At 42.2% G+C, this 21026-nt stretch carries 19 protein-coding genes; 8 read left to right on the top strand and 11 right to left on the bottom strand.

All coding sequences use genetic code 11. From position 1 onward, the window contains the following. Nucleotides 1–16: 16 nt before the first annotated feature. The 7 genes from dusB to rsmD all read right to left on the bottom strand — a co-directional run bounded on the left by dusB (nucleotide 17) and on the right by rsmD (nucleotide 7748). Nucleotides 17–988: a tRNA dihydrouridine synthase DusB gene (gene dusB, locus PSH50_RS12985; protein ID WP_004588630.1), complete on the bottom strand. Its 972-nt coding sequence runs from the start codon at nucleotides 986–988 to the stop codon at nucleotides 17–19. Between the two features lie 282 nt (nucleotides 989–1270). Beyond that, on the bottom strand, nucleotides 1271–2152 hold the full coding sequence (gene prmA, locus PSH50_RS12980; protein WP_004588629.1) for a 50S ribosomal protein L11 methyltransferase: 882 nt from the start codon (nucleotides 2150–2152) through the stop codon (nucleotides 1271–1273). A 66-nt stretch (nucleotides 2153–2218) separates the two neighbouring features. Further along, nucleotides 2219–4066, bottom strand: coding sequence for an RNA polymerase sigma factor RpoD (gene rpoD, locus PSH50_RS12975; protein ID WP_273609724.1), 1848 nt, complete (start codon nucleotides 4064–4066; stop codon nucleotides 2219–2221). Nucleotides 4067–4190: 124 nt separating this feature from the next. Further along, the gene (dnaG, locus tag PSH50_RS12970; RefSeq protein WP_024031414.1) at nucleotides 4191–5942 is read right to left on the bottom strand and encodes a DNA primase; all 1752 of its coding nucleotides are present in this window, start codon (nucleotides 5940–5942) and stop codon (nucleotides 4191–4193) included. Nucleotides 5943–6314: 372 nt separating this feature from the next. Then, complete coding sequence (locus PSH50_RS12965) at nucleotides 6315–6761, bottom strand: GatB/YqeY domain-containing protein (protein ID WP_004588626.1); 447 nt, start codon at nucleotides 6759–6761, stop codon at nucleotides 6315–6317. 20 nt (nucleotides 6762–6781) lie between these two features. After that, complete coding sequence (gene rpsU / locus PSH50_RS12960; RefSeq protein ID WP_002957797.1) at nucleotides 6782–6997, bottom strand: 30S ribosomal protein S21; 216 nt, start codon at nucleotides 6995–6997, stop codon at nucleotides 6782–6784. 145 nt (nucleotides 6998–7142) lie between these two features. After that, on the bottom strand, nucleotides 7143–7748 hold the full coding sequence (rsmD, locus tag PSH50_RS12955) for a 16S rRNA (guanine(966)-N(2))-methyltransferase RsmD (protein ID WP_273609723.1): 606 nt from the start codon (nucleotides 7746–7748) through the stop codon (nucleotides 7143–7145). 207 nt (nucleotides 7749–7955) lie between these two features. On the opposite strand from rsmD, the gene ftsY reads away from it, so the two are divergent. The 4 genes from ftsY (at nucleotide 7956) to rpoH (ending at nucleotide 13087) form a co-directional block, all read left to right on the top strand. Next, nucleotides 7956–10070 (top strand): signal recognition particle-docking protein FtsY, encoded by a 2115-nt coding sequence (gene ftsY, locus PSH50_RS12950; RefSeq protein WP_273609721.1) that lies wholly within the window; start codon nucleotides 7956–7958, stop codon nucleotides 10068–10070. A gap of 232 nt (nucleotides 10071–10302) precedes the next feature. Beyond that, a complete protein-coding gene (ftsE, locus tag PSH50_RS12945; protein ID WP_004588623.1) occupies nucleotides 10303–10980 on the top strand; it encodes a cell division ATP-binding protein FtsE in 678 nt (225 codons plus the stop codon). After that, nucleotides 10977–11963: a permease-like cell division protein FtsX gene (gene ftsX, locus PSH50_RS12940; protein WP_004588622.1), complete on the top strand. Its 987-nt coding sequence runs from the start codon at nucleotides 10977–10979 to the stop codon at nucleotides 11961–11963. The genes ftsE and ftsX overlap by 4 nt, the downstream gene beginning before the upstream one ends. Nucleotides 11964–12223: 260 nt before the next feature. Further along, entirely contained in the window at nucleotides 12224–13087 is an 864-nt protein-coding gene (gene rpoH, locus PSH50_RS12935) for an RNA polymerase sigma factor RpoH (protein ID WP_004588621.1), read from the top strand. Between the two features lie 153 nt (nucleotides 13088–13240). Here rpoH and PSH50_RS12930 read toward each other — a convergent pair whose 3' ends face one another. The 4 genes from PSH50_RS12930 to gpmM all read right to left on the bottom strand — a co-directional run bounded on the left by PSH50_RS12930 (nucleotide 13241) and on the right by gpmM (nucleotide 18192). Beyond that, nucleotides 13241–14002, bottom strand: a complete 762-nt coding sequence (locus PSH50_RS12930) for a divergent polysaccharide deacetylase family protein (protein WP_004588620.1) — start codon at nucleotides 14000–14002, stop codon at nucleotides 13241–13243. A gap of 200 nt (nucleotides 14003–14202) precedes the next feature. After that, a complete protein-coding gene (locus PSH50_RS12925; RefSeq protein ID WP_273609719.1) occupies nucleotides 14203–15468 on the bottom strand; it encodes a S41 family peptidase in 1266 nt (421 codons plus the stop codon). A 36-nt stretch (nucleotides 15469–15504) separates the two neighbouring features. After that, nucleotides 15505–16644 (bottom strand): murein hydrolase activator EnvC, encoded by a 1140-nt coding sequence (locus PSH50_RS12920; protein ID WP_273609717.1) that lies wholly within the window; start codon nucleotides 16642–16644, stop codon nucleotides 15505–15507. Between the two features lie 3 nt (nucleotides 16645–16647). Beyond that, on the bottom strand, nucleotides 16648–18192 hold the full coding sequence (gpmM, locus tag PSH50_RS12915; protein ID WP_004588617.1) for a 2,3-bisphosphoglycerate-independent phosphoglycerate mutase: 1545 nt from the start codon (nucleotides 18190–18192) through the stop codon (nucleotides 16648–16650). Between the two features lie 580 nt (nucleotides 18193–18772). On the opposite strand from gpmM, the gene PSH50_RS12910 reads away from it, so the two are divergent. The 4 genes from PSH50_RS12910 to gpsA are packed head-to-tail and all read left to right on the top strand — an operon-like array spanning nucleotide 18773 to nucleotide 21024. Next, nucleotides 18773–19204, top strand: a complete 432-nt coding sequence (locus PSH50_RS12910; protein WP_004588616.1) for a rhodanese-like domain-containing protein — start codon at nucleotides 18773–18775, stop codon at nucleotides 19202–19204. Between the two features lie 31 nt (nucleotides 19205–19235). Then, nucleotides 19236–19493: a glutaredoxin 3 gene (gene grxC, locus PSH50_RS12905; RefSeq protein ID WP_004588615.1), complete on the top strand. Its 258-nt coding sequence runs from the start codon at nucleotides 19236–19238 to the stop codon at nucleotides 19491–19493. Between the two features lie 34 nt (nucleotides 19494–19527). Continuing rightward, nucleotides 19528–20013 (top strand): protein-export chaperone SecB, encoded by a 486-nt coding sequence (secB, locus tag PSH50_RS12900; protein ID WP_004588614.1) that lies wholly within the window; start codon nucleotides 19528–19530, stop codon nucleotides 20011–20013. A 3-nt stretch (nucleotides 20014–20016) separates the two neighbouring features. Then, complete coding sequence (gene gpsA / locus PSH50_RS12895; RefSeq protein ID WP_024031407.1) at nucleotides 20017–21024, top strand: NAD(P)H-dependent glycerol-3-phosphate dehydrogenase; 1008 nt, start codon at nucleotides 20017–20019, stop codon at nucleotides 21022–21024. Nucleotides 21025–21026: the final 2 nt, after the last annotated feature.

The raw sequence follows: 21026 nt of genomic DNA, 5'->3' as shown, positions 1-21026 counted from the left end.
TTAATCTCTTTCTTTCTTAGTTAGCTGCTAGTGTTTTAAAGTATTGCGTTAATGCGTCAACCTGTGCTTGTGGGTTGTCGAGCGCATTAAATACTCGCCTAAACTGACCGTCACTGTCATGGGTTTGCAAATACCAAGATACATGTTTGCGAGCGATTCGCGCTCCCATTGGCTCGCCGTAAAACGCATGGAGGTTATCTAAATGCTCCATTAAAATACTTCGCACCTCTGAAATAGCAGGTGGTGGTAAGTGTTCTCCAGTTCGCAAATAGTGGTCTATCTCCCTAAATATCCAAGGGCGACCTTGGGCGGCTCGGCCAATCATGATGGCATCTGCACCCGTATAGTCCAAAACCTGCTTTGCTTTTTCTGGAGATGTAATATCACCATTAGCAACCACAGGTATCGACACTGAGCGTTTTATATCCCTAATCGTGGCATATTCTGCTTCACCTTTGTACATACATGCGCGTGTACGCCCATGTACGGCAAGTGACGCAATGCCATAACGCTCAGCTATTCTCGCAATCTCTACACCATTACGGTTGTCCTGATCCCATCCTGTGCGGATTTTAAGTGTGACCGGGATATCAACAGCGTTAACCACTGCATCAACTATCTCTTCCACAAGTTCAGGAAACTGTAATAATGCAGAGCCTGCGAGTTTCTTGTTCACTTTTTTTGCTGGGCACCCCATATTGATATCTATGATCTGTGCACCGTTAGCAACATTGAATTGTGCGGCCTGCGCCATAAGCTCAGGATCAGCTCCTGCAATTTGCACCGCGCGTATACCCGACTCACCGCTGTGATCCATACGGTTCATCGATTTTTCAGTTTTCCAAACCTTCGGGTTTGACGATAACATTTCAGACACGGCCAAGCCTGCGCCTAAGCGGCGGCAAAGCTGTCTAAATGGTCTGTCTGTAATACCTGCCATTGGCGCGACTATTACATTATTCTCAAGTTGGTATGAACCGATACGCACTGTATTCAATAGGCCTCTTTTCAAGGGGCGCTAAGTTTACGGTTTTTTTAGGAAAAATCAAAGGCTATAAATTGAACAAAAGTGACTTTTTTTTGCCCTTTTCGTATTGACTTTTGATAACCGCATGACAAGTGGGTCGATTTGTTTGAAATTTAAACAAAAAATAATTTTGTCAAATTATACGTGCTAATTTTCTAACTGTAAAAAAATAGTAAAGCCTGTTAAATACAGGCTTTACATGCAAGTTTTGAGTTAAAACTCTAAATTTATAAATGTATGCGGTTAGCTATTTTTTGTACCGCTTACACGGGTCCAATCACCCTCTAGTGCAATATCGTCAAGCTCAATAAAGGGGGCGTAAATATCGGCAACCGATTGGGCTTGTTCTTCTAATATGCCCGACATAGCAATTTTGCCACCCGGTTTAAGTAATCCCAAAATTACACTGTGAAGCTCACGCAGCGGCTGCGCTAAAATATTAGCCACTACAATATCAGCACTAAACTCAGGTTGGTTTTCTGGCAGGTATACCTCAAGCTTATCGGCTACGCCGTTACGCTGTGCGTTATCTAAGCTTGCTTCTAGAGCTTGCGGGTCAATATCAATACCTATCATGCGCTCTGCGCCAAGTTTAATGGCTGCAATGCCTAAAATGCCCGATCCACAACCAAAATCAACTACCGTTTTGCCGGTTAGGTCTTGGCTTTCTAGCCATTTAAGGCACAGTGCCGTTGTTGCATGCGTACCCGTACCAAATGCAAGGCCTGGGTCGAGCAATACATTGACTGCATCTGGGTCTGGAATGTCGCGCCAGCTTGGGCATATCCACAGTTTTTCGCCGAACTGGATTGGGTGAAAGTTATCCATCCACTCACGTTCCCAGTCTTTATCTTCTAGTTGCTCAATTTTGTATACCAGTGTGTCTTTAATTTCATCATGACGCTTAAGTAATGCAATTACCGCGTTCATATCATGATTGGCTTCAAATAGACCAATTACAGTGGTATCGGCCCAAAACTCAACGGTGCCAATTTTAGGCTCATAAATAGGCGTGTCTTTAGCGTCAATAAAAGTAACAGAGGCGCTGCCTGCTTCCATTAATAAGTCACTCACTGCATCTGCGGTAGCAGCATTGGCATTGATACGGATTTGGATCCAAGCCATGGTTGTTTCCTTTAAATAGAAAAAAGGCCGCTACAGCGGCCTTTTTAGTTTATATGAAGCGCTAAATTATTTAGCGTCTAAAAAGCTTTTTAGTAAATCAGAGCGAGAAGGGTGGCGCAATTTACGCAGTGCTTTCGCTTCTATTTGACGAATACGCTCACGTGTTACGTCAAACTGTTTACCTACTTCTTCTAAGGTGTGGTCGGTATTCATATCAATACCAAAGCGCATACGAAGTACTTTAGCTTCACGGGCTGTAAGGCCTGCTAGCACGTCATTTGTTGCGCCACGAAGAGATTCCATTGTTGCCGAGTCGATTGGCGAATCAATAGTGGTATCTTCGATAAAGTCACCTAAGTGCGAATCTTCATCATCACCGATTGGTGTTTCCATCGAAATTGGCTCTTTGGCAATTTTAAGTACCTTACGGATTTTATCCTCAGGCATCATCATGCGTTCTGCTAATTCTTCAGGATTTGGCTCACGACCCATTTCTTGTAACATTTGACGAGAGATACGGTTAAGTTTATTAATCGTTTCTATCATATGTACTGGAATACGGATTGTTCTTGCTTGGTCAGCAATTGAGCGGGTAATCGCTTGGCGAATCCACCACGTAGCATAAGTCGAGAACTTATAACCACGGCGGTATTCAAACTTATCTACCGCTTTCATCAAGCCAATGTTACCTTCTTGGATTAAATCTAAGAACTGTAAACCACGGTTTGTGTATTTTTTAGCAATTGAGATTACAAGACGTAAGTTAGCTTCAACCATTTCTTTTTTCGCACGGCGCGCTTTTGCTTCACCAATGCTCATACGACGGTTAATGTCTTTAATACGCTCAATGCTTAAGCCTGTGCTTTCTTCAATTACACATAGCTTTTGGATGCAACGAATAATTTCAGGCTTCACTTCTTCAAGTTTAGCTGAATGTTTTTCGTTAGCATTTATTTCTAGGTCTAGCCACGCTGAGTCAGTTTCGTTATTAGCAAAGTGCTTAATAAACGTTTTCTTAGGGAGCTTAGCAATTTGTACCGCTTGTTTCATGATAAGGCGTTCTTGAATACGCACTCTATCCATCATTTCACGCATGTTGTTAACCATGCGATCAAACTGTTTTGGTACTAATTTAAAAGTTCTGAAAAGCTCGCCAATTTCAAAAATAGCGGCTTGAGAATCTGGGTGCGAACGCCCTTTTTCATCAAAGGTAGCGCGAGCTTTAACGTATAAATCACGTAAGTGTTCAAAGTGAATACGGGCTTCTTCTGGATCTGGGCCTGTATCTACTTCTTCTTCGTCTTCATCGTCATCGCTGTCTTTGTCATCTTCATCATCGTCTTCATCAAGTTGTTCTTCACTTAATTCAGAGCCAATGTGAGTTGCTGAGATTTGCGCTTCGTCTTCGTTAGGGTCGAAAAAGCCTGAAATAATGTCGCTTAAGCGCATTTCTTCTGCTTCAAACTTATCCCACTGTTCAAGAAGGTAAGTAATCGCTTCAGGGTATTCGGCAACAGAAATTTGTACCTGGTTGATACCTTCTTCAATGCGCTTAGCGATTACAATTTCGCCTTCACGTGTAAGAAGTTCAACAGTACCCATTTCACGCATATACATGCGCACTGGGTCAGTTGTACGGCCAATTTCTTTTTCTACAGTTGCAAGGGCTGCAGCAGCAGCTTCTGCTGCGTCTTCGTCTGTCGTGGTTTCTTGCATCATTAATTCATCAGCATCAGGCGCGTTTTCGCTAACCTTGATACCCATGTCATTAATCATGCTAATGATATCTTCTACTTGATCTGAGTCGATTATGTCTTGTGGAAGGTGATCATTTACTTCAGCAAAAGTTAAGTAGCCTTGCTCTTTACCTTTTTGAATCAGAAGTTTTAATTGTGACTGAGGAGTTGGATCCATAGAGATTGTTTCTTCCACTCTGATAAGTTGATACAACAGGCGTCATCATAGAGTTAGCCTTTTAACTAACTTTAATAATGTGACGCAGTGAATAGCACAGTATAACAGTTTAAATCAAGTCTGACTAGCTGTTACTCGCTTTTAGCGCTGTCATAAGTAAATGACATTCTAGTTTTTCATCACTTGATAAGCCCTGTGTCTTGTCCTTTATTAATAGGGTCTCTAGTCGATAATTTAAACACTGATCTTCAATAAATTTAAAAGTATTTTGAAAAACAGTCTCTAAACGCTCATCACTAATTTGGTGCTGCCATGTGGCAAGCTTTACTAGCGGTTCGTAATCCTCGGAATCTCTAAATGATTCGAGTAAAACTGCTGTGTTCGCATTGTCTTTTTGCAGTGCGCGCTCTTGTAAGCGCAGTAGCAAACCAATACCCGCTATGTTCATTTGCGCCAATTCTGGCAAATGGGGCACACTTTTAGCTAACTGTGGGTGCTGAATTAAAATACCAATAGCTTGGCGCATTGGGGTAATTTTAAATTTTCGCTCAACAGCGTGTTGTTGCTTTGGTGTTTTTAAGCGGCTATTTAGCTGCTCACGCGTACGGCCAATTAATCGCCCTAACTGCTCTAAAATATTTTCTTGGTAAAATTCACTCGGAATTTTTTCAATTAACGGCAAAGCGGCACTTAATAGCTTCGCTTTGCCTGAGTCGAGTGTTAGGTCTACTTCTTGGCTAAGCTTATTAAATAACACTTTGGTAAAATCATCTGCTTGGCTTAAGCGTTGCTCAAACTGTGTTTTACCTTCTTGCTGAACCAGTGAATCGGGGTCTTCGCCGTCAGGTAAAAATACAAAGTGTAATGCTTTGCCATCGTTTAAGTAGGGCAGGGCATTTTCTAGTGCTCGCCATGCAGCGTCGCGGCCCGCTCTGTCGCCATCGTAACAACAAATAACTTTGTCGGTGGTTCTAAATAGCGTATGCATATGCTCGCTTGTTGTTGCGGTACCAAGCGCAGCTACGGCATATTCAATACCTTGCTCTGCAAGTGCAACTACATCCATGTAACCTTCTACAATAAGTACATGCTCAAGCTTTTTATGTGCTTGTTTTGCCTCATAAAGACCATATAGCTCAAAGCCTTTATGAAAAATGCGGGTCTCTGGTGAGTTGAGGTATTTAGGCCCTTGGTCGGCTTGCATTACACGCCCGCCAAAGGCAATAACACGGCCACGTTTATCACGAATAGGGAACATTAACCGATCGCGGAAAAAATCAAACTGCCTACCTGGTGTTTTTTCGGAGGCGAGCTTAAGCTCGACCAGCTGTTCTTTTTGCTCTTTTGTTCTGCCAAGTTGTTGGCACAGCGCTTCCCATTCGCTCGGCGCATAACCAATCATAAACTTTTTAACGGTTTCGCCACTTAAACCACGCCCTTTTACATAGTCAATCACCGCAGCAGAGTTACTGTGGTGCTTTAATTGATGCTGATAAAAGCGTGCTGTGTGTAACATTAAATCGTAATCTGAGCGCTTTTGCGCTGCCGTGCGCTCAGGTGCTGAGCTACTGCCTTTCTCGCGAGGTACGTCTAAATTTAAAAGGCTTGCGAGCTCTTCTATGGCATCAACAAATTCAAGCTTGTCGTATTCCATAACAAACGAAATAGCGTTGCCATTAGCACCACAGCCAAAGCAGTGGTAAAACTGTTTATCTTGAGAAACAGTAAACGAGGGAGATTTTTCGTTATGGAAAGGGCAGCAAGCTTGGTAGTCTTTGCCTGCTTTTTTAAGACCAACTTTAGAGTCTATTAGCTCTACAATATCTGTTCTGGCGAGTAAATCGTCAATAAAATTTCGTGGGATCTTTCCAGCCATGTTTTGTAAGTAGTCCTAACAATTGGTGAGGTGTAATTTCAACACAATGCGCGCATTTATAAAAGGGGTATCGGTAAGCTAAAAAGCTACATTATATCCATGGGCAATAATACTTAATCATTTTTAGGTGCTAAACCTGACGCTAACAGCGTGCAAAGCTAGGATATTGAAGGTAGAGCAGTGCAGGCGCAGTAAGTGATAGCCCTAAATAACCCATTTTACCTAGCCTTCGATGTGCTTTTGTAGCTACACAATAAATCACTTAATTACATGCACGAGCATTACTTAAAAGCGTTTTGTTTGTCTACTTAAACGAAGAAACCGAGCACTAGGCTCGGTTTGCTTTAATCATACTTTGTGTATGTGGGAGTATTAGGCTGTTAATCGTTGCTTAATTAAACCAGAAAGCTTGCCCATATCGGCACGTCCTTCGGCTTTGCTTTTGATTATGCCCATTACTTTACCCATGTCTTGCATACCTGCTGCATTAGTATCAGCAATAGCCGCATCAATAAGGGCAACTATTTCTTCTTCACTCAATTGTTGAGGTAAAAAAGTTTCTAGTGCTGCGATCTCATTGGCTTCAATTTCGGCTAAATCTTCACGCCCAGCATCTTTGTACTGAGTGTAAGAATCACGACGTTGTTTAACAAGCTTCACTATAACGGAGGTAATACCTGCGTCGTCTAGTGTTATTTGCTCGTCAATCTCACGTTGCTTGATTGCGGCAAGCACCATGCGAATAGGGTTAAGACGTTGTTTGTCTTTCGCTCTCATCGCATCTTTTTGCGCATCTTTTAGCGTTATTAAAAGGCTCATTTATACAAGACCTAATACTATTAGTATAATTTAACGCGACGTGCGTTATCGCGAGAAAGCTTCTTCATGTGACGCTTAACCGCTGCAGCTTTTTTACGCTTACGCTCAGCTGTTGGCTTTTCATAGTGCTCGCGACGACGAACTTCTGAAAGGATACCTGCTTTTTCACATGAACGCTTGAAGCGACGAAGTGCTACGTCAAACGGTTCGTTCTCTCTTACTTTAATTACTGGCATTAAAAATTCACCTACCTAAATTATGAGCGTTGCTCAAGTTGATCAAACATTGATCAAGTGGTTCAAAAATGGTGCGGTATTGTAATCCGAAGCAACACCACATGTAAAGGATAATATTAACAGAAATGCAGCGGCTTAAATAGTGTTAATTTGGCTGGCGTTGGTATAGCCTGCAGAATACTTGCCCTGCTTTTTTCTCTTTAATTAACAGCCAGTTATCTGGTTGTGAAAAGCTGCTTAGTTCGGTTTCCACCTCAACATAAATGAGCGCGTCTTCGCTAAGCCATTGGTTATTTTCTAATAAATCACAGCTACTTTGCGCTAAGTTTTTACGAAATGGTGGGTCAACAAAAACTAAATTAAATGGTGAATTTGTATTCTTTTGCTCTAAATATGAGAGTGAATTAGTGTGTTTTACCTGTGCATTTTCAAGCTTTAAGGTACTAATATTTTGCTCAATTTGCTTAGCAGCCGAGGCATCTAGTTCGATAAACGTGGCGCTTTTAGCAAACCGAGAAAGCGCTTCAAAGCCAAGCCCGCCAGAGCCTGCAAAGCAATCGAGTACTGTTGCATCGCGCGTATCTTGCATTAACCAATTAAACACGGTTTCTTTAATGCGGTCTGTTGTTGGGCGTAGCCCTTCTACATTTTTTACCGGCAGTTTACGGCCACGAAATTGCCCGCTGATTACTCTAATAAAGCCGTCAGTAGATTTGCTAATTACTTTATTTTTCGTTGTTTTTTTTCTCATTTAGGTCACTAAAAAATGGTATAAGGGATCTAGCTCAGATAATATTGTGCGTAGTTTACGTTTAGCTTCATTTTTCAACCGCATTAAAAGTGTTACTATTTAGCACTTACGTTTTGAACGGTTGTTTGGCCGGCACGCTTTGCTGAGCCACACCAAGCTATTTCAAATTTTAGTTTATCAGATTTTTATAAGTGGTTATTAGCAAGTATGGCAAAAAAAAGTAAATTCATGTCTTGGCTCGGTTTTGGTAAGTCAGATAAAAAACAAGCAGAAGCTGATAAACAACAGGCATTAGCTCAGCAACAAGAGGCTGAGCGCTTAGCGGCAGAAAAGGCCGAAGCAGAGCGTGAAGAACAAGCACGTATTGCTGCTGAAAAAGCACAAGCAGAGCGTTTAGCAATTGAAAAGGCTAATGCAGAGTTGCTTGCAAAAGAGCAAGCCGAAGCACAGGCGCAACAACAAGCACAAGCTGCTCGTCTAGCTGAGCAAGAAGCGCAAATGCGTTTAGAGCAAGAGCGTATGGCTGCACAGCGAGCTGAGCAACAACGTTTAGACACAGAGCGCGAGCAAGCTGAGCAAGATGAAAAATTAGCAATTGAAAAAGCCAACGCTGAGTTGCTTGCGAAAGAGCAAGCTGAAGCACAGGTACAACAACAAGCACAAGCCGCTCGTTTAGCAGAGCAAGAAGCGCAAATGCGTTTAGAGCAAGAGCGTGTTGCAGCAGAAAAAGCTGAAGCTGAGCGTTTAGAGCAAGAGCGTATTGCACAAGAACAGGCAGAAGCTGAACGTGCAGAGCAAGAACGTATTGCTGCAGAAAAAGCAGAAGCTGATCGCTTAGAACAAGAGCGTATTGCCGCAGAGCAAGCAGAAGCTGAACGTGTAGAGCAAGAGCGTATTGCCGCAGAGCAAGCAGAAGTTGAACGTGCAGAGCAAGAACGTATTGCTGCAGAAGCGGAAGCTGAGCGTTTAGAGCAACAGCGAATTGCTGCAGAACAAGCAGAAGCTGAACGTTTAGAGCAACAGCGTATTGCAGCAGAACAAGCAGAAGCTAAGCGTTTAGAGCAGCAGCGTATTGCAGCAGCAGAAGCAGAAGCTGAGCGTTTAGAGCAACAGCGAATTGCCACAGAACAAGCAGAAGCTGAACGTGCAGAACAAGAGCGTATTGCTGCAGAACAAGCAGAAGCTGAATGTGTAGAGCAACAGCGAATTGCCGCAGAGCAAGCAGAAGCTGAGCGCTTAGAACAAGAGCGTATTGCACAAGAACAGGCAGAAGCTGAACGTGCAGAGCAAGAACGTATTGCAGCAGAGGCCGAAGCTGATCGTTTAGAGCAAGAGCGCATTACGGCAGAGCTTGCAAAAGAAGAAGCTAAACTTGCCGAAAAGCCTAAAAAAGAAGGCTTTTTTTCACGTCTTAAAAAAGGGTTATTAAAAACCCGTGTAAATATAGGCTCTGGCTTTGCATCTATTTTTAGTGGTAAAAAAATAGACGATGATTTATTTGAAGATTTAGAAACACAGCTTCTTACCGCCGATTTAGGTGTTGATACCACCATGAAGCTGATTGATAGCCTTACTGATGTCGCCGATCGCAAGCAGCTTAAAGATGGCGATGCGCTTTATGACTTAATGAAGCAAGAAATGGCCGCAATGCTTAAAACAGCTGAGCAACCGCTTGAGATACATGCTGATAAAAAACCATTTGTTATATTAATGGTCGGTGTAAACGGCGTAGGTAAAACGACAACCATTGGTAAGTTAGCTAAGCAATTTCAAAATGAAGGTAAGTCGGTTATGTTGGCCGCAGGTGATACCTTTCGTGCAGCAGCCGTAGAGCAGCTGCAAGTGTGGGGCGAGCGTAACAGCATTCCTGTTATTGCCCAGCACACTGGTGCAGATAGTGCCTCGGTGGTGTTTGATGCATTTCAAGCCGCTAAAGCGCGTAATGTAGATGTATTAATTGCTGATACAGCAGGGCGCTTGCAAAATAAAGATAACTTAATGCAAGAGCTTGAAAAAATAGCACGCGTAATGAAGAAAATTGACCCCGATGCACCGCATGAAGTTATGCTAACCATTGATGCGGGTACAGGTCAAAATGCAATTAGCCAAGTAAACTTATTTAATCAATGTGTTGGTTTAACCGGTATTACCCTCTCAAAACTTGATGGTACTGCTAAAGGTGGGGTTATATTTGCGGTTGCAGATAAGTTTAATATTCCTATTCGTTACATTGGTGTTGGCGAAGGTATTGATGATTTACGCGCATTTAAAAGCGATGACTTTATTGACGCTTTATTTAGCCAAGATGAGGATGACGCTTAATACATAAAAGGGAGCTTGCTCCCTTTTTTGGTCTGTTTATCTTTTGAGATTAAACATGCGCTGCCCTTTGGACTATTTACTTTTTATTGCTCGGTTTTACTTAGCCTTCTGGGCTATAAACCTTGCGCCGCGATTAAATAGTCTCTAGGCAAAGCAAATTTCAATCCTGAAAGGTCTGCAGGCCCTAGCTAAGGAATTCCATTTTACTAATTTGGGACTGGCATAATAAAAAATGATAAATTTTCAGCAAGTAAGTAAAACCTATCCGGGTGGGCATCGCGCTCTCGAAAAAGTTACATTTCATATTAAGCCTGGCGAACTGGCTTTTTTAACAGGCCACAGTGGTGCGGGTAAAAGTACCTTATTAAAGCTCATTAGCTTAATGGAGCGCCCCTCTGCAGGCAACGTGCTAATTAATGGTGTTGATTTAAATAAAGTTAATTCTCGGCAAATTCCTTATGCACGCCGCGATATTGGTATTATTTTTCAAAATCATCGTTTGTTAGAGCGTTACACTGTGTTTGATAACGTTGCACTGCCGTTGATTATTGAAGGCACTCATCATAAACAAATCGCTAAACGAGTTCATGGTGCGCTAGATAAAGTAGGGCTGTTAGATAAAGTTAAATGTCATCCTTCTACACTCTCTGGTGGTGAGCAGCAACGCGTAGGTATTGCCAGAGCGATTGTAAATTCTCCGCCTATTTTATTAGCTGATGAACCAACGGGTAACCTTGACCCCGAGCTCTCTATGGAAATATTAAGGCTATTTGAAGATTTTAATAAACATGGTACGACAGTACTTATAGCAACACACGATCTAGGTCTGGTGTCGCGTTTAAAATACCGTAGCCTGACTTTAAAAGATGGCCGAATGCTTGAAGACCCACTTGCGGAGGGCACGCTGTGAGCTTGTTATTTAAAGGACGCCAAAACTCAAACGACAAACAAAAAAAATCAGCCATAGCTGGCGGTTATTTTTTTATTATTAATATTTTTCGCCAAGGGGTGCACAGTTTAGGTGAAATGTGGCGTACGCCACTTGCATCATTAATGACAATTGCGGTACTTGGGCTAAGTTTAACATTGCCTGCAACGCTTTATTTAGTCGTAAAAAATGTACAGCAAGTCAGTAGCGGGTTTGAAGAAGCCAGTGAAATATCGCTTTTTGTAAAAGAAAGTATGAGCGAACAAGAAACACAAACCTTAGTAAAGCGTTTAGCACTTTACGCCGAGGTAGAAAGTGTTGAATTTATTTCTAAGCAGCAAGCATTAACTGAATTTAAAGATGTGTCGGGGTTTGGGCAAGCTTTAGAGTACCTAGATAGCAACCCACTACCCGATGTTGTATTAGTGACACCTACTAAGCGGCATCGCCAGCCTAATGCGGCTAAAGCGCTGCTAACAAAGCTTGAGAACGAGCGCGAAGTAGATTTTGGTAAGCTTGATATTGCTTGGCTTGAGCGCCTAAATGCATTATTAGACTTATTAAAAGAAAGCGTTATCACAATTGCTTTATTACTTCTTACCTCTGTCACGCTTATTATTGGTAATACGATTCGTTTATCGATTATGGATAAAAAAGAAGAAATACAAGTAATGAAGTTAGTAGGTGCTACCAATACGTTTATACACGCTCCGTTTTTGTGGACCGGCATTTGGTATGGCGTTATAGGGGGCTTGTTTGCATTTATTTGTATTGCCTTAATGATGTGGTGGTTAACTAGCGCAGTAAGCAGCGTTGCGGGCGTGTATCAAACAAGCTTTTCGTTAATTGGTTTAACGCTTAATGAGTTTGGCGCATTAGTATTACTAGCAACCAGCTTAGGCTTTATTGGTTCTTACTTATCGGTTAACCGATATATTAAAGAAATTGAGCCTGATAAAGTATAAGTACAGCTGCTAATGGCTGACTCAAAAATGTCATGTTTGTATATTATTATCCTCAAATGAGATTAGTTGTAAATGCGCTGTTACGCTTGCGCTAATCTCTTGCAATCCCTTAGTTCATCACTTATTCAGTCGCATGTAGTAGACTTAACATACACTAAAAAACCGCTTGATTTACGCTTAAAAAAAGTTTTAAATTGGGGTTAGCACTCTTAGAGAAAGAGTGCTAAGATGGTTTCAAATGTTTATCACCGAGGTGAAAAATGAGTAAAGATTTATACGCAATGGCACTTACAGTTGGGCAACAAAGCGCAAGTATGGACGGCTACCTTCAAGCGGTTAGCACAATTCCTATGCTTAAAGCTGAGCAAGAGAAAGAGCTAGCAACACGACTTCAAGAAGAAGGCGATCTTAGTGCTGCAAAGCAACTCATTATGTCGCATTTACGCTTTGTAGCACATATTGCTAAAAGCTACTCGGGTTATGGTTTACCGCAAGCCGATTTAATCCAAGAGGGCAATATAGGCCTGATGAAAGCGGTTAAGCGTTTCGACCCGAGTGTGGGTGTACGTTTAGTGTCTTTCGCTGTTCATTGGATTAAAGCAGAAATTCATGAGTTTGTGCTTAAAAACTGGCGCATCGTAAAAGTTGCGACCACTAAAGCGCAACGTAAATTGTTTTTTAATCTTCGTAAAAACAAAAAACGTTTAGGTTGGTTTAACCAAGCTGAAGTAAGCACTGTAGCGAATGAGCTAGGTGTGAGTGAAAAAGAAGTTCGTGAAATGGAATCGCGCATGAGCGGCCAAGACATGGGCTTTGACTTAACGGGCGACGATAACGACGACGCACCAACAAGTACATATTCACCAGTACAATATTTAACAGACGGCTCAGCTGATTTAGCTGACGATATTGAGCAGCAACAATGGCAAGAGCAGTCACATACTCGTTTATTTAGCGCGCTTAAAACGCTAGACGAACGCTCACAAGACATTGTAAGTGCACGCTGGTTGTCTGATGACAAAGCAACACTACAAGAGCTAGCTGAAAAATACAGTGTATCTGCTGAGCGTGTTCGCCAGCTAGAAAAAACAGCGATGAAAAAGCTGCAAAGTGCTATGAGCTAATAGCGCAAAAAATGTAAAACTTAAAAAGCCCTGCATTAATATGCGGGGCTTTTGCTTTGTGGCTGTAAGTATTTTAATCAACGTTTTAGCTATTAATATTGCTTTTATTAGCTTAGTTGTATGGTTTAAATATACTTAAAATACCGCTTAAAGCTACCTAGCGTTGATCCCTTTACCTTGCGCCTGTGCTAATTGTATGTATTTTTTATGCACTAGTTGCGATACCGGAACTAACTCAAAGCCTTGCTCGGTGAGCTCAGGTAGCGCTTGGCGTAAAAAGTCGATGGTTTCTGGGTAGGGGTGGGCAATCGCTATGGCAAAGTGATGTTTAGTTGCTTTATATTTTAGCTCATCCAGCCTTTGCTGCAGTTGCTCATGCGTGGTTATATTGTCTAAAAACACATGGCGGCCAATATTTTCAACCCCGATAAAATTTGCCGCATTTTGCGCTTGGCTTAAGTCGGTAGTACGGCTATCTAAAAAGAATAAATTACGTTTTTTAAGTACTTCCATAGTCCACTTCATGGCTTGGCTTTGTTGAGTGAGAGCCGACCCCATATGGTTATTAACCCCTTTTACTTGCGGTAAGCTTGCCAGTGCGGTGCCTAAAGTTTTTTGTAGCTGTTCTTTATCCATATTTACGGTGAGCCCGCCAGGGCCGAGTGCTTTACCGTTTAAGGCTTGCATAGGTACATGCAATAAAAGCTCTTTATTTGCTTGGCTGGCAAGCGTGGCAAAAATTTGAGAGTAGGGTGTGTGGGGCAAAATTGAATACGACAATTGCCCTGGTAAGGTAAGAAATTCTAAATCTCGCTGATGATAGCCAATATCATCAATTACGATGGCTATTTGCTTTGCCCAAGCAGTGCTAGATACAAAGCAGATAGCCAACAACAGCCATTTTATTATTTTCACGTTTATAGTTTTTATTATCTTTTTAATTTATTAAGGGTATTTTTTAATCTCAGCGCCGGGTAATAAAGCTATCTCAGCAGCCATTTTTAGCGCTAACTGCCTTGAATTTACTTAAAATTTATAGCTAAAGAATAGCAGAATCTAATAGTGTTAATATTTATTCTGTTATTAAATCGCTTACCTAGAGTTTAGATTATTTACTATTGCATGCTAAGTAATTGCTTAGCTTTTACTAACTGCAAGTCGCCCAGTATTTCATGTTCAAATTGTGGTGTATTTTTGTTCTGCTCATTTTTTATTATAACGGCTTTATTTGATTGTGGAAGGGTTGCTTGCGCAATTGCTACATCGGGGGTAACTCCTACGCCTTCAATCGATACGCCCGCAGGTGTAAAGTACTTAGCAGTTGTTAATTTTAGCGCTGTATTACCATCACCAAGTGGGATCAAAGATTGCACCGAGCCTTTGCCATAAGACTGATTACCAACCACTGTAGCACGCTTATTATCTTTTAAAGCAGCGGCGAGTATTTCAGCCGCAGAGGCCGAATTTTCATTAATAAGCACCACAATAGGCAAGCCTTTAAGTATGTCGCCTCGTTTAGCGTAGTAGGCTTGATTAGCGTCGTAATAGCGCCCTTTAGTGGTGACGATAGTGCCGCTTTGTAAAAATAGATCCGCTACCGCCACTGCGCTTTGTAAAGTACCACCTGGGTTGTCACGTAAATCAATGACTAACCCTTTAAGGGGCGTGCGATAATCATTTTTAAGTGCAGCTACCTGCAGCGCCACTTCATGTAAGGTGTGATTAGAAAAATTATTTATGGCTAAATACCCAGTGCCTGAGTCGAGTAATTGGCTAGTGGCGCTTTCTAAGTTTATTTCTTTGCGGTTTACCGCAAAGCTAATTGGTTGCTGCTGCCCTGCGCGCTTTATTGTTAGTTTAACCGCGTTAAAGCGGGTATCTTTTATCAACGCGGCTACTTGCTCTAAGCTACGTGTTTGCGTGTTTGTATCATTAACACTAACTATAATATCGCCCGCTAAAATACCAGCCTTTTTGGCTGGGGAGTTTTTAACAACACCAACAATAGTAATGTCACTGTCAATGTCTTTCACTTCAATGCCTACGCCAGTGTAATGCCCATTTGTATTGTTAAACAAAGCGTCTAAGTCATTTTCATTGAGGTATTTAGAATAAGGGTCTAGCTGGTCGAGTAAAATTTCTACTTGCTGATTATTAAAGGCACCCTGTGCTCCTTTTGTCAGTGATAAGTCATCAACATAATAGGCTTTAATGTTGAAGAGTATTTCAGAAATTTGCTGACTTTTAAGATCTTTAACTGAGCTGGCAAGTAATGAATTGCTAAAACAAAAAATAGCAATATAGGTCAATGCGCACAATAAAAACGAATAGCGCGTACGGGAAGAGGGAAATGAGCGTGTTTGTGGTATTTTTTGAGTCATCAGCTGCTCCTAATGCGGTGCAGCTGTTTTATTCACTTAAATACGTCTGCACCATTTAACAGGATTTACTGCGCGTCCTTTGTGGCGTATTTCAAAGTATAGACCAGAACTCGACTGTCCGCCGCTTTGACCTACTAATGCCAGCGTTTCGCCTTCTCGAACCATGTCGCCCACATCTTTTAATAATGTTTGCGCATGGCCGTATAGGCTCATAAAGCCCTCACCATGATCAACCACAATAACCCAGCCAAAGCCTTTAAGCCAATCAGCAAATACAACTTGGCCATTATTAATACTGTTTACATTAGTGCCTTCTTTTGCACCAATTAACACGCCTTTCCAGTCTATGCCGCCATGTTTGCGCTGACCAAATGTGTGTTTTAGCTTTCCTTTGCTGGGCCAATTAAGCTTGCCTTTACTTTTATTAAGGCCGAGCAGTTCAATTTTTTGAGTTTTCTCTTGCTCAAGTTCTTCAATGGTGGTGATTAATGTTTGCTCGTTGTCTTTTAAGTAATTAATCGAGCTTTTAGTGCTATTAAGCTGTGCTTGTAAGTTTTTAAGGTTAGTTTGGCGCTCGCTTTGGGCATTTACTAGCGCGCTTTGGCGCCTTTTTTGTTCTTCAAATAAGGCGGCTAATTTTTGTTTGGTTTTGGCAAGTGCGGCTTGGTTTTCTGCAATTTGTTGTTGTAGTACTTTAAGCTCTTCAATTTGTTCTATGCGCGCTTTATTTAAATAGTTGTAATAGCTTAAGGTACGCTCAAATTTAGCTGTGTCTTGCTGATTTAAAAGCATTTTGGGGTAGTCGTCGCCCCCAGCCATGTAAGCACTTTTTAGCTGGGCGGCTAAAATGGCTTGAAATTGCGTGTGTTGCGCTTTTAATTGCTGTGCTTTGTGTTGCTGCGTTTGTTGTTTTTGCTCGGTTTCTTTTACTGATTGCTCAGCCATATTGAGGGCTTTGGCATTTTTAGCTATTTCTAGCTCGTGTTTTTTTAAGTTTTTTTGCAGTGCGGCAATTTTTTTTCGCTGTGCGTTGTACTCTGCTTGGCTTTGTTCTAATGCAGATTGCACTTCAGATAGGTCTTTTTTAGTGCGGCTTTCGTTAGCGGTTGCAGGGGCAACCACTAACGAAACCAATACAAATGTATAAACACTAAACCAATTTACTGGTTTGCTCATGTGTTATTTCAACGTCATGATTGGCGTGCCGGTCATTTCGCTTGGTTGCTCCATGCCCATAAGGTGTAGCATAGTAGGTGCTACATCACTTAATGCTTTGCCTTCACTTGGCGTTGCATCGCGTCCTACATAAATAAATGGCACTGGCTCGCTAGTGTGAGCGGTATGAGCTTGGCCCGTGGCAGTATTTGCCATTTGCTCTGCATTACCGTGATCAGCAGTGATAAGCGCTTCACCGCCAAACTCATCTAGCGCTTCTACCACGCGGCCTATACATGCATCAACAGCTTCACAGGCTTTAACCGCGGCTTCAAACACACCAGAGTGACCCACCATATCGCCATTCGGGTAATTACAAATAATGGCATCAAACTTACCGCTTTTAATAGCTTCAATAAGTTTGTCGGTTAGCATTTCTGAATTCATTTCTGGCTGAAGGTCGTAAGTGGCAACCTGTGGAGAAGGAATTAATTCGCGTGATTCGCCTTCAAATTCATCTTCGCGTCCGCCACTAAAGAAAAACGTAACATGAGCGTATTTTTCTGTTTCAGAAATACGTAGCTGCGTTTTGCCATTTTTTTCAAGCCATTCACCTAATACGTTTACCAATGGCGTAGGGCCAAATGCGACAGGGGCATCAATATCGGCTGAGTATTCTGTCATCATTACAAATGCGCTTAACTGTGGTGATTTTTTCTTTTCGAACCCATCGAAGCCTGGCTCTACAAAGGCACGGGTGATTTCACGGGCGCGGTCGGCTCTAAAATTAGCAAAGATGATAGTGTCGCCATCATTAATTTGTGCTGCTTCAGTGCCTTGTGGCGTGATGGTGGTTGGAGCTACAAATTCATCGTTTTCGTCGCGCTCATAGGCGGCTTCTAATGCCGACACACCATCAGCATAATTAAACTCGCCTTCACCTAATGCCATTACATTGTAGGCTTTTTCTACACGGTTCCAACGGTTGTCTCTGTCCATGGCGTAATAACGCCCCACAAGAGACGCTAAGCGGCCACAATTTAGCTCGGCAAATAAGGCTTCTATACGCTCTATTGATGCTTTAGCACTGCGTGGTGGTGTATCACGGCCATCTAAAAAGCCATGAAAGTATACTTCTTTTGCACCGCGTTTAGCGGCTAATTGAATACTCGCGACAATATGATCTTCGTGGCTGTGAACACCACCTGGGCTTAATAAACCCATAATATGCACGGCTTTGCCTGCAGCGACTGCTTTATCGATGTTTTCAACAAGTGCAGGAGTTGAGTCAAATTCGCCATCGTTGATTGCTTTGGTAATGCGAGTAAAGTCTTGATAAACAACACGACCAGCACCTAAATTTACATGGCCTACTTCTGAGTTACCCATTTGCCCTTCAGGTAAGCCTACATCTAAACCTGAGCCTGAAATTAATGTGCGTGGGCGGGTTGCCCATAGATTGTCTAAAACGGGGGTGTTGGCTGCAAGAATCGCATTGCTTTGCTCATCTTCGCGGTATCCCCAACCGTCTAAAATCATTAATACCAGTGGTTTTTTATGCTCTGTCATAATAGCTCCTGAAAATTAGCACCTGTTGATGGGCACTGTGCACCGAAAAGGTTATCTGGTTAGTTTTAGCATACCGTGTTTTAGCGCCAGAATCAGCACTGAGAACAAGATATTAAATTTTTTACTTACTTTCATATATGGGGTGCTTTATGTGTTTTTAAAGCGCAGCAAACTCGCATTTTAACTTGGTTTGGGTATACTTGCGTGGCTAAAGTACAAAATACCTAGAATATTAGGGCGTGTTGCACTTTGGTGGCTGAATTTGCAGCAGTATGTTTGGTTTTTAGGTAAGGCAGAGTCTATGAAGTGTGGTTATTCCCCATAAATAGGCGATAACGTAGCATAAATACCAAACATGCGCTGCCCATTGGGTTCTTTCTAGGGACTATTACCTTTTTGTTGCCTACATGGATGTAGGTAAGGGCGTGAGCAGGACGCGGAAGCTTTGCTCGGTTTTTACTTAGCCCACTAGGTTACAAATCTCGCGCCGCGATTTAATCGCCTCTAGATTGAACAAATTTCAATCCACAAAGGCCAACACGCCCCTAGATTTAGAACATAATTTCATAGTGGAAGTAGAATGGATCAATATATTGAATTTATTACAAATCATCCTATTTTAAGCCTAGCTTGGGTTGGTCTTGTATTCCTTATTGTAAGCGGCTGGATAAAGAGCAAGTTTTCAGCAGTGAGAGAAATAAACCCACAGCAATTAACACTTCTTATTAATCGTGAAGATGGCAAAGTAGTTGATATTCGTGCTCAAAAAGAATTTAACGCAGGTCGTATTGCGGGTGCTGAACACTTAAGCCCTGAAAAAGCAAAACAATCTGACTTTTCAAGCCTTGAAAAGCACAAGAGCAAACCCATTATACTAGTATGTGCCACAGGCATGACTGCTCAAGGTATTGCTAATGCAATGCATAAAGCAGGCTTTGAATCGGTTTATGTATTATCAGGTGGTATGGGGTCGTGGCAATCTGCCAGCCTTCCAACTACAACAGGTCGCTAATCAGTTTAGTAGTACCGATAGAGGATTTATTATGAGTAATGTTGTTTTATACACCAAAGCGTACTGTCCATTTTGCCAACGTGCTCTTGCACTTTTAAACAGTAAAGGCGTTGAGTACACAAATATTGATATTGGTGTTCAACCAGAGCTTCGCGATGAAATGATTGCTAAAGCAGGTGGTGCAAGCACAGTACCGCAAATTTTTATTAATGATGAACATATCGGTGGCTGCGACGACATGATGGCTATTGAAGCGCAAGGTAAACTTGACGCTAAGCTAAATGCTTAATTTTAATTATAAAAACTAACACGTAGGAAGCACAATGAACGAAGAAAATCAAAACGCAGCAGCACAAGAAGGTGGCGCACAATTTACTATTCAACGTATTTACACTAAAGATGTATCGTTTGAAACGCCTAACTCACCTGCGATTTTTCAAAAAGAATGGACGCCAGAAGTTAAGCTAGACCTAGACACGCGCTCTAATAAGCTAGACGAAGGTGTGTTTGAAGTGGTTTTAGCATTAACGGTTACTGCTTCTATTGGTGAAGAAACTGCGTTTTTATGTGAAATTCAGCAAGCCGGTATTTTTACAGTTGGTGAGCTTGAAGAAGTACAACTAGCACATATGCTAGGTGCATACTGCCCTAACGTGTTATTCCCATACGCGCGTGAAGCCGTATCTAATCTTGTTAACCGTGGTACTTTCCCACAGCTTAACCTTGCGCCAGTGAACTTTGATGCGTTATTTGCACAATACATGCAACAACGTACTGCGCAAGCTGAGCAGGTTTCAGCAGACGCATAATTTATGAGTACAGCAACTTCAGCTGTTACTGTATTAGGAGCGGGGTCTTACGGCACCGCTCTTGCTATTTGCTTAGCCCGAAATGGTCACCAAGTGACACTTTGGGGTCGCAATAGCGACGACGTTGCCACGCTTGCAGCTGAGCGGAAAAATCAACGTTACCTTCCTGATGTACCATTCCCCGACACTCTTTTATTACAAGCCGATTTACAACAAGCCGTAGCCAGCAGTGCCATTGTACTTGTGGTTGTGCCAAGCCATGCCTTTGCAGATACATTGCAGCAAATTAAACCTGCGCTGGTTGAAGGTGCGCAAGTTGCGTGGGCAACAAAAGGGCTTGAGCCAAATACTGGTCGCTTGTTACAAGAGGTGGCCCTGCAGGAACTAGGTGATGAGATGCCGCTTGCGGTTTTATCAGGCCCAACCTTTGCAAAAGAAATGGCAATGGGGCTACCTACTGCTATATCGGTGTCGTCTACCTCAACGGAGTTTGCGCAACAACTTGCAGATTTACTCCATTGTGGGCGCTCGTTCCGCGTGTATAACAACGATGACTTTATTGGCATTCAGTTAGGTGGCGCGGTTAAAAACGTAATAGCCATTGGTGCTGGTATGTCTGATGGGGTGGGCTTTGGTGCTAATGCACGTACTGCACTGATCACTCGCGGCTTAGCTGAGCTAACGCGCTTAGGGTGTGCCTTAGGTGCAAAGCAAGAAACCTTTATGGGTATGGCCGGACTTGGCGATTTAATCTTAACATGTACCGACAATCAATCGCGCAACCGTCGCTTTGGTTTGGCATTAGGTAAAGGTGAAGGGGTTGATGCTGCTATTGAGTCCATCGGGCAAGTTGTTGAAGGCTTTAGAAACACAAAAGAAGTGTATTTATTAGCACAACGCGCCGGTGTAGAAATGCCTATTACTGAGCAAATTTATAAAGTACTTTATGAAAATAAAGATATGAAAGAAGCCGCCATGGCACTATTAGGCCGAGAGCAGCGCGCTGAATAAAG

The organism is Pseudoalteromonas sp. Angola-7, from assembly GCF_028599255.1.
GTDB classification, from domain to species: Bacteria; Pseudomonadota; Gammaproteobacteria; order Enterobacterales; family Alteromonadaceae; genus Pseudoalteromonas; species Pseudoalteromonas atlantica.
Note: the sequence above shows the minus strand (reverse complement) of the source record. Positions and strands in the feature narration are given on the sequence as shown.

What these genes read in the sequence shown, in the direction of transcription:
- prmA (WP_004588629.1), bottom strand. Translation starts at nt 2,152, where the DNA reads ATGGCTTGGATCCAAATCCGTATCAATGCCAATGCTGCTACCGCAGAT.
- rpoH (WP_004588621.1), top strand. Translation starts at nt 12,224, where the DNA reads ATGAGTAAAGATTTATACGCAATGGCACTTACAGTTGGGCAACAAAGC.
- PSH50_RS12910 (WP_004588616.1), top strand. Translation starts at nt 18,773, where the DNA reads ATGGATCAATATATTGAATTTATTACAAATCATCCTATTTTAAGCCTA.
- gpsA (WP_024031407.1), top strand. Translation starts at nt 20,017, where the DNA reads ATGAGTACAGCAACTTCAGCTGTTACTGTATTAGGAGCGGGGTCTTAC.
- rsmD (WP_273609723.1), bottom strand. Translation starts at nt 7,748, where the DNA reads ATGAGAAAAAAAACAACGAAAAATAAAGTAATTAGCAAATCTACTGAC.
- ftsY (WP_273609721.1), top strand. Translation starts at nt 7,956, where the DNA reads ATGGCAAAAAAAAGTAAATTCATGTCTTGGCTCGGTTTTGGTAAGTCA.
- grxC (WP_004588615.1), top strand. Translation starts at nt 19,236, where the DNA reads ATGAGTAATGTTGTTTTATACACCAAAGCGTACTGTCCATTTTGCCAA.
- rpsU (WP_002957797.1), bottom strand. Translation starts at nt 6,997, where the DNA reads ATGCCAGTAATTAAAGTAAGAGAGAACGAACCGTTTGACGTAGCACTT.
- dnaG (WP_024031414.1), bottom strand. Translation starts at nt 5,942, where the DNA reads ATGGCTGGAAAGATCCCACGAAATTTTATTGACGATTTACTCGCCAGA.
- ftsE (WP_004588623.1), top strand. Translation starts at nt 10,303, where the DNA reads ATGATAAATTTTCAGCAAGTAAGTAAAACCTATCCGGGTGGGCATCGC.
- PSH50_RS12920 (WP_273609717.1), bottom strand. Translation starts at nt 16,644, where the DNA reads ATGAGCAAACCAGTAAATTGGTTTAGTGTTTATACATTTGTATTGGTT.
- rpoD (WP_273609724.1), bottom strand. Translation starts at nt 4,066, where the DNA reads ATGGATCCAACTCCTCAGTCACAATTAAAACTTCTGATTCAAAAAGGT.
- gpmM (WP_004588617.1), bottom strand. Translation starts at nt 18,192, where the DNA reads ATGACAGAGCATAAAAAACCACTGGTATTAATGATTTTAGACGGTTGG.
- secB (WP_004588614.1), top strand. Translation starts at nt 19,528, where the DNA reads ATGAACGAAGAAAATCAAAACGCAGCAGCACAAGAAGGTGGCGCACAA.
- PSH50_RS12965 (WP_004588626.1), bottom strand. Translation starts at nt 6,761, where the DNA reads ATGAGCCTTTTAATAACGCTAAAAGATGCGCAAAAAGATGCGATGAGA.
- PSH50_RS12925 (WP_273609719.1), bottom strand. Translation starts at nt 15,468, where the DNA reads ATGACTCAAAAAATACCACAAACACGCTCATTTCCCTCTTCCCGTACG.